This window comes from Pantoea sp. RIT413 (genome assembly GCF_003057675.2).
In the GTDB taxonomy this organism is placed as follows: domain Bacteria; phylum Pseudomonadota; class Gammaproteobacteria; order Enterobacterales; family Enterobacteriaceae; genus Pantoea; species Pantoea eucrina.
In genome coordinates this window covers 302,356-315,322 of sequence record NZ_QBJB02000004.1, presented here as the reverse complement: position 1 = coordinate 315,322, position 12,967 = coordinate 302,356, and the positions used below count along the sequence as shown (strand labels likewise).

13 protein-coding genes are annotated in these 12,967 nt (G+C 57.5%); 9 read left to right on the top strand and 4 right to left on the bottom strand.

The features are described from left to right. Window positions 1–241: 241 nt before the first annotated feature. Window positions 242–1,165 (bottom strand): oxygen-dependent coproporphyrinogen oxidase, encoded by a 924-nt coding sequence (gene hemF, locus DBY66_RS08680; RefSeq protein ID WP_108569462.1) that lies wholly within the window; start codon window positions 1,163–1,165, stop codon window positions 242–244. Window positions 1,166–1,212: 47 nt separating this feature from the next. After that, window positions 1,213–2,070: an N-acetylmuramoyl-L-alanine amidase AmiA gene (gene amiA, locus DBY66_RS08675; RefSeq protein WP_108569463.1), complete on the bottom strand. Its 858-nt coding sequence runs from the start codon at window positions 2,068–2,070 to the stop codon at window positions 1,213–1,215. Between the two features lie 209 nt (window positions 2,071–2,279). On the opposite strand from amiA, the gene DBY66_RS08670 reads away from it, so the two are divergent. The 9 genes from DBY66_RS08670 (at window position 2,280) to DBY66_RS08630 (ending at window position 10,531) form a co-directional block, all read left to right on the top strand. Further along, entirely contained in the window at window positions 2,280–2,705 is a 426-nt protein-coding gene (locus DBY66_RS08670) for a GNAT family acetyltransferase (protein ID WP_039379472.1), read from the top strand. 77 nt (window positions 2,706–2,782) lie between these two features. Continuing rightward, entirely contained in the window at window positions 2,783–3,397 is a 615-nt protein-coding gene (locus tag DBY66_RS08665) for an RpoE-regulated lipoprotein (protein ID WP_108569464.1), read from the top strand. Window positions 3,398–3,600: 203 nt separating this feature from the next. Beyond that, on the top strand, window positions 3,601–4,617 hold the full coding sequence (locus DBY66_RS08660) for a sulfate ABC transporter substrate-binding protein (RefSeq protein ID WP_108569465.1): 1,017 nt from the start codon (window positions 3,601–3,603) through the stop codon (window positions 4,615–4,617). Then, window positions 4,617–5,450 carry a sulfate/thiosulfate ABC transporter permease CysT gene (gene cysT, locus DBY66_RS08655; protein ID WP_039379465.1) on the top strand — a complete coding sequence of 278 codons (834 nt, stop codon included), beginning with the start codon at window positions 4,617–4,619 and terminating at the stop codon, window positions 5,448–5,450. The genes DBY66_RS08660 and cysT overlap by 1 nt, the downstream gene beginning before the upstream one ends. Then, the gene (gene cysW, locus DBY66_RS08650) at window positions 5,450–6,322 is read left to right on the top strand and encodes a sulfate/thiosulfate ABC transporter permease CysW (protein ID WP_104085263.1); all 873 of its coding nucleotides are present in this window, start codon (window positions 5,450–5,452) and stop codon (window positions 6,320–6,322) included. Before cysT ends, cysW begins: the two co-directional genes overlap by 1 nt. Then, window positions 6,312–7,400, top strand: a complete 1,089-nt coding sequence (gene cysA / locus DBY66_RS08645) for a sulfate/thiosulfate ABC transporter ATP-binding protein CysA (RefSeq protein WP_108569466.1) — start codon at window positions 6,312–6,314, stop codon at window positions 7,398–7,400. The genes cysW and cysA overlap by 11 nt, the downstream gene beginning before the upstream one ends. 72 nt (window positions 7,401–7,472) lie before the next feature. After that, window positions 7,473–8,354 (top strand): cysteine synthase CysM, encoded by an 882-nt coding sequence (cysM, locus tag DBY66_RS08640; protein WP_065648745.1) that lies wholly within the window; start codon window positions 7,473–7,475, stop codon window positions 8,352–8,354. Between the two features lie 141 nt (window positions 8,355–8,495). Beyond that, window positions 8,496–9,176 carry a response regulator transcription factor gene (locus DBY66_RS08635; RefSeq protein WP_108569467.1) on the top strand — a complete coding sequence of 227 codons (681 nt, stop codon included), beginning with the start codon at window positions 8,496–8,498 and terminating at the stop codon, window positions 9,174–9,176. Next, window positions 9,173–10,531 (top strand): ATP-binding protein, encoded by a 1,359-nt coding sequence (locus DBY66_RS08630; protein WP_108569468.1) that lies wholly within the window; start codon window positions 9,173–9,175, stop codon window positions 10,529–10,531. The genes DBY66_RS08635 and DBY66_RS08630 overlap by 4 nt, the downstream gene beginning before the upstream one ends. A 54-nt stretch (window positions 10,532–10,585) precedes the next feature. Here DBY66_RS08630 and crr read toward each other — a convergent pair whose 3' ends face one another. Then, on the bottom strand, window positions 10,586–11,089 hold the full coding sequence (gene crr, locus DBY66_RS08625) for a PTS glucose transporter subunit IIA (protein ID WP_039379452.1): 504 nt from the start codon (window positions 11,087–11,089) through the stop codon (window positions 10,586–10,588). Between the two features lie 42 nt (window positions 11,090–11,131). Beyond that, entirely contained in the window at window positions 11,132–12,859 is a 1,728-nt protein-coding gene (gene ptsI, locus DBY66_RS08620) for a phosphoenolpyruvate-protein phosphotransferase PtsI (RefSeq protein WP_039379450.1), read from the bottom strand. Window positions 12,860–12,967: the final 108 nt, after the last annotated feature.

Here is a 12,967-nt window from a genome sequence, read left to right as displayed (position 1 = left end):
CGAGGACGGCGCGGGGCGCGGATTGCTAAGGGGCGCGCCCACCCGGCCCTTAGCCCGTCCGCGTGCGGAAATGCCGCTGAAACTGCCAGAAGCCTGGCGGGCGGAACCCCTCCGGTGCCGCGCGCTGCTTAGCGCCCAGCCCCGCGCTGCTCAGCGCCCAGCCCCCGCGCTGCTCAGCGCACAACTCCCGCGCTGCTCAGCGCACAACTCCCGCGCTGCCCAGCGCACAACTCCCGCGCTGCTAAGCGCTACTCCCGCTAAGCCACTCCCGCACGGGGAGAAAATCCGTATAAAGCTGCGCTTCCGGTGAGCCGGGCTCGGGCTGATAGTCATATTCCCAGCGCACCAGCGGCGGCATCGACATCAGAATTGACTCGGTTCTGCCGCCAGTCTGCAGACCAAACAGCGTGCCGCGGTCCCACACCAGATTAAACTCAACGTAACGCCCGCGGCGGTAGAGCTGGAACTGGCGCTCGCGATCGCCCCACGGCAGTGCTTTACGGCGTGCAACAATCGGCAGATAGGCCTGCAGATAGCCGCGGCCGACCGCCTGCATAAAGTCAAAGCAGCGGTCAAAGTCTGGCGTGTTCAGATCGTCATAAAACAGACCGCCGATACCGCGCTGCTCATTGCGATGCTTCAGGTGGAAATAGTCATCACACCATTTTTTATAGCGCGGATAGACATCCTCGCCAAACGGCTCGCAAAGATTGGCTGCGGTCTGATGCCAGTGCATGGCATCCTCGGTAAAACCGTAGTAGGGCGTCAGATCAAACCCGCCGCCGAACCACCAGACCGGATCGGCACCGGGTTTTTCAGCGATGAAAAAGCGCACGTTAGCGTGGCTGGTCGGCACATAGGGGTTTTCCGGATGGACTACCAGTGAAACGCCCATCGCCTCAAAACTGCGTCCGGCAAGCTCCGGACGATGCGCGGTGGCTGAAGCGGGCATCTGGTCGCCATGCACATGGGAAAAGTTGACCCCGGCCTGCTCAAATACCGTGCCGTTACGCAGAACCCGGCTGCGTCCGCCACCGCCACCGGGACGCTGCCAGCTATCTTCGGTAAACGTTGCGCCGCCATCCGCTGCGGCCAGTTGATTGCAGATCTCATCCTGCAGCGTCAGCAAAAACGCCTTAACGCGTGAAATATCGGGATTGCTCATGCGTCACTCTCTCTGTAAATGTGCCGTAAGCTTACCACAGCCCGGGATCACGCCTGGCGACGATCGTATGCGGCAAAATAGTTAACAATTCCGCTGGCAATGGCGGTGGCGATCTTATGGCGAAAGGCGGGAGTGCCCAGCAGCTGCTCTTCATGCGGATTGGTAATAAACGAGGTTTCAACCAGCACGGAGGGAATAGAGGGCGACTTCAGCACGGCAAAGGCGGCCTGCTCGGTATGCTGACTGTGCAGATGATGCACCGGGCGGATCTGATCCAGGACGTGCTTGCCCAGCGTCAGGCTGTTGCGAATCGTATCGGTCTGCACCAGATCAAACAGAATCTCATTCAGATAGTGATCTTTCTGCTGTACGGCGGCGCCGCCTGCTTTATCTGCATCGTTTTCACGCTGCGACAGATAGCGTGCCATTGCGCTGCTGGCGCCGCGATTGGAGAGGGCAAATACCGAGGCGCCGTTGGCATCCGGGCTGGTAAAGCCGTCAGCGTGAACCGACATAAACAGGCTCGCGCCGTGCTGATGTGCAATCTCCACCCGCTGATAGAGAGGGATAAAGTGGTCACTGTCGCGCGTCAGTCGCACCTCAATATGCGGATGTGACTCCAGCAGCGTGCGCACGGTATTGGCAATCTCCAGAACAATATGCTTCTCCTCCGCGCCTTCCTGTCCCACCGCGCCGGAGTCGATACCGCCATGACCGGGATCGATCATCACAATTCGCTTACCGCTGGCAGCAGGTTTCGGTGCGGCATGACGCGGCGCCGCTGTGATCTCTGCCCGCGTCTCCTTCGCCTGAATTGCGCGCGGCGAAAGCACTGCCAGCGCCAGTCCCGAAAGGATCAGCTGGCGGCGGTTAGTCAGGCGTGAAAGCAGTGAAATCTTTTTCATTTACAGGTCCCTGGCGGAGAAATAAGCACAGTGTTATAACGTAACCGCCGCAGCACGGCGACCCCGCAACCATTTCAGCGTATTACTTTGTATTGCACGGTGCTAACCGGGATTTAGCCGCTTTTTTCTGCCATTGCGGAGCAGGAGGGTTGCGCCACGCAAAGAATGCGTGATAATCAGCGAATTATGCCGATCAGCAGGATACGTCGATGGAAATTCGCTCTTTCCGCCAGGAAGATTTTGATGAAGTAATCACGCTCTGGGAGCGTTGCGATCTGTTACGCCCGTGGAACGACCCGGAGCTGGATATCGAACGCAAAATGAATCATGACCCGGAACTGTTTCTGGTCGCTGAAGTGGGCGGCGAAGTGGTCGGCACGCTGATGGGCGGCTACGACGGTCATCGCGGCTCAGCCTACTATCTGGCTGTGCATCCGGACTATCAGGGGCGCGGCTTTGCCAATGCGCTGATGAACCGGCTGGAGAAAAAGCTGATTGCCCGCGGCTGCCCGAAAATTCATCTCATGGTGCGGGAAGAGAACGATCAGGTCGTGGCATTTTATGAAAAGCTCGACTATGAACCCGTGGAGGCGCTGCTGCTGGGCAAGCGGCTGATTGAAGATCGCGAATATTGATTGATCCGGCCGGCTAAACTTTTTGCCATCGCGTGACTCCAAGAGGCACGCAATAAAGTTGAAACCATGGAGTTAGCATGAAAGCTGTACGTTTTGCGGCGCTGGCGGCGGCGCTGGCCGTGTCAGGCTGCGCCACTACTGGCCAGGCACCGGCAGAGCATGAGAGCCACTGGTATAATCCACTGACTTACCACTGGGCCGCGCTCAACCCGCTAAGCTGGTTTGGCGGTTCTCTGCAGGTAACTGAGCAGGGTGTGGCGGGTCTCAATGGCAGCACCCTGATGAGTGAATCGTCTATTTCGCAGGCGCTGAATAATGATTACCAGCTGCGGCAGGGTATGCGCAGCGAACAGGGCGAGGTGGCTGAGTTCTGGCAGGCGCTGCAGGATGGCAAGGTGAAGCTGATCATCAGCGGTAAACCCACCGTTGAACGGATCGAGGTGCTGGATGCGGCAGCGGAGAGCAGCAGCGGCAGTAAAATCGGTGACCGCTTCAGCGATACGTTCACTAAAGCCTTCAACAACTGCAAAATGGTCGCAGGCCTCGATGCGCACGACGTTGAGTGCCAGGCGCCGGGCAGTCAGCATATCTTCTATGTCTACAGCGGCAAATGGCACGGCCCGGCGGGTCTGATGCCTTCAGATGACACGCTGAAAAGCTGGACGATCAGTAAAATTGTCTGGCAGCGCTAACCCTGCCGGGGGCCGCTTTCAGGCGGCCCACACCCGCCTGCGTATATTTCTGAAAACCTGCTTTTCTCTGCCGATCGCTTATGCCTTTTTCGACTTTTAAATCCCCAAAAGATATATAAAACCGTTACTGCTTTCCGGGAAGTTATAAATACACTGACAGCATCTACTGGCCCAGGCTGGATTTCTATTTATCAGGGTGCTGCATGACACTTCCGGTTTTGAAAACATGGCTCAGCGGCGTGGCGCTGTCACTGTCGCTGGCAGCGGCGGCGCAGGCAACGGAGCTGCTGAACAGCTCGTATGATGTGTCACGCGAACTTTTTGTGGCACTCAACGCACCCTTTGAACAGCAGTGGGATGCGGCACACCCTGGCGATAAACTCACGATTAAGCAGTCTCACGCCGGCTCGTCCAAACAGGCGCTGGCTATCCTGCAGGGGCTGCGGGCAGATGTCGTTACCTACAACCAGGTCACTGATGTGCAGGTGCTGCATGATAAAGGCAACCTGATTGCCGCTGACTGGCAAAGTCGTCTGCCAAATAACAGCTCGCCGTTCTACTCCACCATGGCGTTTCTGGTGCGCAAAGGTAATCCAAAGCAGATCCATGACTGGGCCGATCTGGCGCGCGACAACGTAAAGCTGATTTTCCCGAATCCGAAAACCTCCGGCAACGGCCGCTATACCTATCTTGCCGCCTGGGGCGCAGCGGAAAAAGCTGACGGTCAGGATCGCGCAAAAACTGAAGCCTATATGCAGAAGTTTTTGAAGAACGTTGAGGTGTTTGATACCGGCGGGCGCGGCGCGACCACCACGTTTGCTGAACGCGGTCTGGGTGACGTCCTGATTAGCTTTGAGTCAGAAGTAAACAATATCCGCAATCAGTATGGCAAAGATGATTACGAAGTGATTGTGCCGCGCAACAACATCCTGGCGGAGTTCCCGGTTGCCTGGGTAGATAAGAATGTGGCGCATAACAACACCGCTGACGCAGCTAAAGCGTATCTGAACTATCTCTACACCCCAGCGGCTCAGGCGATTATCACCCGTTACTACTACCGCGTGAACAATCCACAGCTGATGGCAGAGCAGAAGGATCGCTTCCCGCAGACCACACTGTTTAACGTCCATGAGGCGTTTGGCGGCTGGGAGCAGGTAATGAAAACGCATTTCGTCAGCGGCGGTGAACTGGATAAATTACTGGCAGCGGGGCGCGGCTGATGTTTGCTACAGCACAAAAACGCGTCCTGCCAGGTTTCGGCCTGAGCCTCGGCACCAGCCTGCTGTTTACCTGCCTGATTCTGCTGCTGCCTATCAGCGCGCTGCTGATGCAGCTGTCGCAGATGACGCTGGCGCAGTACTGGGCGGTGATCTCCAGTCCGCAGCTGGTAGCGGCTTATAAAGTAACGCTGCTGTCAGCCGGCGTCGCGTCGCTGTTCAACGCGGTGTTTGGCATGCTGATGGCGTGGATCCTGACCCGTTATCGTTTTCCGGGGCGTACGCTGCTGGATGGCCTGATGGATCTGCCGTTTGCCCTGCCCACAGCGGTAGCGGGGCTGACGCTGGCCGGACTCTTTTCCGTTAACGGCTGGTATGGTCAGTGGCTGGCGCATTTTGATATCAAAGTCTCTTATACCTGGATTGGTATCGCAGTAGCGATGGCCTTTACCAGCATTCCGTTTGTGGTGCGTACCGTTCAGCCGGTACTGGAAGAGCTGGGCCCGGAATATGAGGAAGCGGCGGAAACGCTGGGTGCCACGCCGTGGCAAAGCTTCCGGCGCGTGGTGCTGCCTGAGGTGGCTCCGGCGCTGCTGGCCGGAACGGCGCTCTCGTTTACCCGCAGCCTCGGGGAGTTTGGTGCGGTGATCTTTATCGCCGGCAACATCGCCTGGAAAACGGAAGTGACGTCACTGATGATTTTTGTTCGTCTGCAGGAGTTTGATTATCCGGCCGCCAGCGCTATCGCCTCGGTGATCCTTGCCGCCTCGCTGCTGCTGCTGTTTGCCATTAATACGCTGCAGAGCCGCTTTGGCCGTCGCCTGGGAGGTCACTAATGGCGGAGATTTCACACCTCAATCGCGCTGAGCGTGAGCCTTTTAACTGGGGCAAATGGCTGCTGATTGGCACCGGCGCACTGATATCGATACTGCTGCTGGTAGTGCCGATGATCTCTATCTTCTGGGAGGCGCTGGCGCAGGGCGCAGGCCAGGCGTTCAGCAACCTGCAGGATGGCGACATGCTGCACGCGATCTGGCTGACGGTGCTGGTTGCGCTCATTACCGTTCCGGTAAACCTGGTGTTTGGCACGCTGCTGGCGTGGCTGGTCACCCGCTTTACCTTTCCGGGACGGCAGCTGCTGCTGACGCTGTTTGATATTCCGTTTGCGGTATCACCGGTGGTGGCGGGCCTGATGTATCTGCTGTTCTGGGGCGTTAACGGCCCGGCGGGCGGCTGGCTCGATGCCCACAATATTCAGATTATGTTTGCCTGGCCCGGCATGGTGCTGGCGACCGTATTTGTCACCTGTCCGTTTGTGGTGCGTGAGCTGGTACCGGTAATGCTGAGTCAGGGGAGTAACGAAGATGAAGCTGCGGTGCTGCTTGGCGCATCGGGCTGGCAGATGTTTCGCCGCGTAACGCTGCCCAACATTCGCTGGGCGCTGCTCTACGGCGTGGTATTGACCAACGCGCGCGCCATCGGTGAGTTTGGTGCGGTATCGGTGGTGTCAGGATCGATTCGCGGTGAGACCTATACGTTACCGCTTCAGGTTGAATTACTGCATCAGGATTACAACACCGTGGGCGCATTCACTGCCGCCGCGCTGCTGACCCTGATGGCAATTGTAACGCTGTTTCTGAAAAGCGTGGTGCAGTGGCGATTAGAGCATCAGCAGAAGCGCCAACAGGAGGAAAATCATGAGCATTGAGATCAAACAAATTAATAAAGCCTTTGGCCGCACCCCGGTGCTGAATGATATCTCTCTGGATATTCCTTCCGGCGAAATGGTGGCGCTGCTGGGCCCTTCCGGCTCGGGCAAAACCACGCTGCTGCGTATTATCGCCGGGCTGGAGCATCAGAACAGCGGACAGATCTACTTTCATGGCAAAGATGTCAGCCGCATTCACGCCCGCGATCGCCAGGTGGGATTTGTTTTCCAGCACTATGCGTTGTTCCGCCATATGACGGTGTTTGACAATATCGCCTTTGGCCTGACGGTGCTGCCGCGCCGCGAGCGCCCTTCAGCCGCTGAGATCAAACAGCGCGTCACGCGCCTGCTGGAGATGGTACAGCTGGCGCACCTGGCAAACCGCTTTCCGGCCCAGCTCTCTGGCGGACAGAAGCAGCGCGTGGCGCTGGCGCGTGCGCTGGCGGTAGAGCCACAGATCCTGCTGCTGGATGAGCCGTTCGGCGCACTCGATGCGCAGGTGCGTAAAGAGCTGCGCCGCTGGCTGCGTCAGCTGCATGAAGAGCTGAAATTTACCAGCGTGTTTGTTACGCACGACCAGGAAGAGGCGATGGAAGTCGCGGACAGCGTGGTCGTAATGAGCCAGGGGAACATTGAACAGACAGGTTCCCCGGATGAAGTATGGCGCGAACCCGCTACCCGCTTTGTGCTGGAGTTCCTGGGCGAGGTCAATCGCTTTGAGGGCGAAGTACACGGCTCACAGTTCCACGTTGCCGCCCATCACTGGCCGCTGGGCTATACGCCAGCGCATCAGGGTCGCGTTGAACTCTTCCTGCGCCCGTGGGAAGTGGACGTGTCGCGGCAGAGCAGCCTGGAGACGCCGCTGCCGGTGCAGGTGCTGGAAGTGAGCCCGCGCGGACACTTCTGGCAGCTGGTTGTCGAGGCCGCTGGCTGGCACGCTGAGCCGTTTACCCTGGTCTTCGAAGGTGAGCAGGCGGCCCCGGTACGCGGTGAGCGTCTGTTTGTGGGGCTGCAGCAGGCCCGCCTCTATCAGGGGAATACCCCGCTGCGCCCGGTTGCCTTTGCCGAGAGCGCCTGATATTTTGACATCTCTTTCGGGCGGGACTTTCCCGCCCGTTTTTATTGCCTCTCTTGCGCCTGGAAAACGATCGTGACCACTCTGGAAAATACCATCGGCAATACGCCGCTGATCAGGCTGCAACGCCTGTCGCCCGATAATGGCAGCGAAGTCTGGCTGAAGCTGGAGGGGAATAACCCGGCCGGCTCAGTGAAAGATCGCGCAGCCTGGTCGATGATTCATCAGGCTGAGCTGCGCGGTGAAATCAGGCCCGGCGACAGGCTGATTGAAGCCACCAGCGGCAACACCGGTATTGCGCTGGCGATGATCGCCGCGCTCAAAGGGTACAGGCTGCGGCTGCTGATGCCGGAGAACATGAGTCAGGAGCGACAGGATGCGATGCGCGCTTACGGGGCCGAGCTGGTGCTGGTTACGCGTGAGCAGGGCATGGAAGGCGCACGCGATCTGGCGCAGGCGATGGCCGATCGCGGCGAAGGCCGGGTGCTCGATCAGTTTAACAATCCCGATAATCCGCTGGGCCACTATCTCACCACTGCTCCGGAAATCTGGCAGCAGACCGGCGGGCGTCTGACGCACTTTGTCTCCAGTATGGGCACGACCGGCACCATCAGCGGCGTGGGCCGTTTCCTGAAAGAGCACGCGCCGGCGGTCAAAGTGATTGGCCTGCAGCCGCAGGAAGGCAGCGCCATACCCGGTATTCGTCGCTGGCCTGAAGCCTATCTGCCTGGCATCTGGCGCCCTGAGGTGGTAGACGAGATCATGGATATGGGGCAGCAGGAAGCGGAAGAGACGATGCGTGCGCTGGCGCAGCGTGAAGGGCTGTTCTGCGGCGTGAGCTCCGGCGGCGCCGTGGCGGGGGCGCTGCGCATCGCCCGGGCGCAGCCCGGCAGCGTGATAGTGGCGATCGTCTGCGATCGCGGCGATCGTTATCTCTCCACCGGTGTTTTTCACTGACAGCATCTGCCCGGTCAGCCTGCTGCGCTGACCGGCTTGCCGCTTCTGTATCCGCGCATCTGACTGTAAGGATCGCGTAAATCCTGCTGCGTTTCTCCCGCAATCGGCACAAAATAGCACCACTTTAGCTGAGAGAAACCGATGAAAATCCTGCTTGTTGATGATGACGCTGAGCTGGGCACCATGCTCAGCCAGTACCTGCTTGCTGAAGGCTTTGAAACGCAGCTTGCCCTGACCGGCAGCGCCGGGATTGAGGGGGCACTGTCAGGCAGCTACAGCGCCATGATCCTGGATATCATGCTGCCTGACATGAGCGGCACCGACGTGCTGCGTCAGGTGCGCCAGAACAGCCGCCTGCCGGTGATCATGCTGACGGCAAAAGGCGACAATATTGATCGCGTGATCGGGCTGGAGATGGGCGCGGATGATTATGTCCCGAAACCCTGCTATCCGCGCGAGCTGGTGGCGCGCCTGCGTGCGGTTTTGCGCCGCGTGGAGGAGTTGCCGGCGGTGGCGGATAAAAAGGAGCCGCTCTGCCTGGGTGACCTGACGCTCAACCCGGCGACCCGCGTTACCGCATGGCAGGGCAGGGCGCTGGAGCTGACCGCGTCAGAATTTAACCTGCTGCAGCTGCTGCTGCGGGCGCCTGAGCGGGTGGTAACCAAAGATGAACTCTCTGAGCAGGGGCTGGGACGGTCGCGGGAAGCTTACGATCGCAGCGTTGATGTCCATATCAGCAATATCCGGCAGAAACTGGCGGCGCTGACAGCTGAGAGCGTGACGATTGAAACCGTGCGCAGTATTGGCTATCGCGTCCGATGAAGCGCAGCTATCGCGGGCGCATGTTCTGGAAAATCCTGCTGGGTTTCTGGCTGGTATTTCTGATTATCAGCCAGCTGCTCTGGCTCGGCTTTGCGCTGTCGGGCAGCCGGCATGAGCCGCCCGACATTGCCGCTGTACGGCGCATTGTGAATCTGCAGATGGCCTCCGCTGTCTCCGTTCTTGAGCGCGGCGGTCCGGCTGCGCTTGACGACATGATGGCTGACTGGTCTGCGGAAGATCGTCAGTTTTTCTCGGTGCTGCCCCAGCGTGCGACGGCGCCGCGCGCCGCCGGCAGGACGCAGCCAGCGTTTGGCGCGCCGTTTCACGGCCCCATTCCTGACGTGATAGTGCGCCAGGTAACAGACGCAGACGGCAACGGCTGGGAGCTGCGTTATGACGTCAGGGCGTTGCGGCGCGACAGCACCTTAGGCGAGCGCCCGCGCCGCATTCTGAATATTCCGCAACCGATGTTTATCTTCGCCGGTGCGCTGGGGCTGCTCTTCAGCCTGCTGCTCGCCTGGAATCTTACGCGCCCGATGCGCCAGCTGCGCGAAGGATTCGCCCGCGTAGCCAGTGGCGATCTCTCGGTGCGGCTCTGGCCGCTGATGCGCCGTCGTCACGATGAACTCTCCAGCGTGGCGCACGATTTTGATGCCATGGTAGAGCGGCTCGATACGCTGATTAACGCCCGCGAGGCGCTGCTGCACGATATCTCTCACGAGCTGCGTTCACCGCTGGCGCGCCTGCAGCTGGCAACCGGGCTGGCGCGTCAGACGCCGGCAACGGTCGCGGTATCGCTTAACCGCATTGATGAGGAAGCGCGTCGCCTCGACAAGATGATTGGCGAGCTGCTGACGCTGTCACGCGTCAGTCACGAAAGCCTGCCGGGAGAAGATTACTTTGATCTTCTCGGGCTGCTGGAGGTGGTTATAACCGATCTGCGCTATGAAGCGCAGCTGACTGGCGTGCTGGTGGAGTTTACCGCCGATGAGACGGCTGACTATACGGTGCGCGGTAACGCCGAGCTGATCCGGCGCGGCGCGGAGAATGTATTGCGAAATTCGCTGCGTTTTTCGCAGCAGGGGCAGGTGATCCGGGTAGATCTGCATGCGGAAGCCGCCTGGCTGACGATCTGCATTCGCGATAGCGGACCCGGCGTCGATCACAGCAAACTCTCCAGTATCTTCGATCCCTTTGTGCGGGTAAACACGCCGCTGGCCGGAAAAGGTTACGGCCTCGGGCTATCTATCGTCCGTAAGGTGATGCTGGCTCATCATGGCGAAGTTCAGGCGCAGAATATGCTGGAAGGTGGTCTTGAGGTGATTCTCAGGCTCCCGCACTGGCGCAAAGCGTAGCGAAAACAAAAACGGCACCCATCGGGTGCCGTTTTCAGAGAGTGCTAACGTCCGTTATTTTTTGATACGAATAACCGGCGTTTCGCCAACAGTTACCTGACCGGAAAGCTTGGTCAGATCTTTGATCTCATCCATATTCGAGATCACAACCGGTGTCAGCGTGGATTTCGCTTTCTCTTCCAGCAGCGGCAGATCGAACTCGATCACAACGTCGCCTTTTTTCACTTTCTGACCTTCTTCGGCGATACGTTTGAAGCCTTCACCTTTCAGCTCTACCGTATCGATACCGAAGTGGACAAACAGCTCAATGCCGTTGTCTGATTCAATGGAAAACGCGTGGTTAGTTTCGAAAATCTTGCCGATAGTACCATCAACCGGTGCAACCATTTTGTTGCCAGTCGGTTTGATTGCGATACCATCGCCCACGATTTTCTCAGCAAACACGACATCAGGTACGTCTTCAATATTGACAATTTCGCCTGACAGAGGCGCAACGATATCGATAGTCCCTGACGCGCTCTCTGATTTTTCGCCAAAAAGTTTAGAAAACAAACCCATGATCTTCTCCTAAGCAGTATTTTGGGGCCAGCATCACGTGGATCAGCAGAGCGTTTTTTCTTTAATGAACTTGTTGACCAGATTCATCAAATCTTCCGCTGTGGGTTGAGCCAGAGCCTGCTCTGCCAGAGCCTTAGCATCTTCGTAATTGGTATTACGAATGATTTTCTTGATGCTCGGGATCGAAATGGCACTCATGCTGAATTCGTCCAGCCCCATTCCCAGTAACAGTAGTGTAGCACGTTCATCACCCGCCAGCTCACCACACATGCCGGTCCATTTCCCTTCGGCATGTGATGCGTCGATCACTTGCTTAATGAGGCCAAGTACAGATGGCGTCATTGGGTTATAGAGGTGTGAAATCAAATCATTACCACGATCGACCGCCAGAGTATACTGCGTAAGGTCATTTGTCCCAATACTAAAGAAGTCGACTTCTTTCGCCAGATGACGGGCGATAACGGCTGAAGCCGGGGTTTCCACCATGATGCCCACTTCAATGGACTCATCAAAGGCTTTGCCCTCTTCACGCAGCTGCGCTTTCAGGGTCTCCAGCTCCGCTTTCAGGAAGCGTACTTCTTCCACCGAGATAATCATCGGGAACATGATACGCAGCTTGCCAAAAGAGGAGGCGCGCAGAATGGCGCGCAGCTGGGCATGCAGGATCTCTTTACGATCCATTGCGATACGAATTGCACGCCAGCCGAGGAACGGGTTCTCTTCTTTCGGGAGGTTCATGTAAGGCAGATCTTTATCGCCGCCGATATCCATCGTGCGCACGATAACCGCCTGAGAACCTACGGCCTCTGCGACGGCTTTATAGGCCTGGAACTGCTCCTCTTCTGAAGGCAGCGAATCACGGTCCATAAACAGGAATTCGGTACGATAGAGGCCCACGCCTTCTGCACCATTACGCTCTGCACCCGCCACGTCGCGAACGGTACCGATGTTGGCGCAGACTTCAACCTGATGACCATCCAGCGTAATGGCAGGCAGATCTTTCAGCTTGGCCAGCTCATGTTTCTCAGAAAGGTACTGAGTCTGAATCGCTTTCAGCTCTTCCTGTTCCGCTTCAGTTGGATTGACATAAATTTTATTGTTTACGCCATCCAGAATCAGAAAATCACCGTTTTTAACGGTGGTAGTCACGCTACCGGTGCCGACAATCGCAGGCAGTTCCAGCGAGCGCGCCATGATTGAGGTGTGCGAGGTGCGTCCACCCAGATCGGTGATAAAGCCCAGCACCTTTTTCAGGTTAAGCTGCGCAGTCTCTGATGGAGTCAGATCTTTTGCGACCAGAATCGCTTCTTCAGCAATAGAGCCGAGATCGACCATATGCAGGCCAAGAATGTTCTGCAGCAGGCGCTTACCGATATCACGTACGTCAGCTGCGCGCTCTTTCAGATACTCATCATCGAGCTCTTCCAGCGCTTTAGCCTGGCCTTCAACCACAGAGTGAGCCGCAGCGTCAGCGGTGACATGATCTTTTTTAATCAGGTCAATGATTTCCTGCTCAAGCTCTTCGTCTTCCAGCAGCATGATGTGACCTTCAAAGATCGCCGCTTTCTCTTCACCGAAGGTTTCACCGGCTTTGACGCAGATCGCCTGAAGCTGTTCTGCTGCTTTGCTACGTCCATCAAGGAAGCGCTGAACTTCCTGATCAACCTGGTCGTCTGTAATCTTTTTACGGTTGATGACGATCTCATCTTCTTTCAGCAGCAGTGCTTTGCCGAAAGCGATACCCGGTGATGCTAAAATGCCTGAAATCATAACCCTACCTTTTTATCACGATGGCTCGTTGACCCGATGCATTGCCATTGTCGTGGAGCAGTACTCTAGTGAAGCGATATCGCGGACAGGTTGTCCGCGATCAAGATA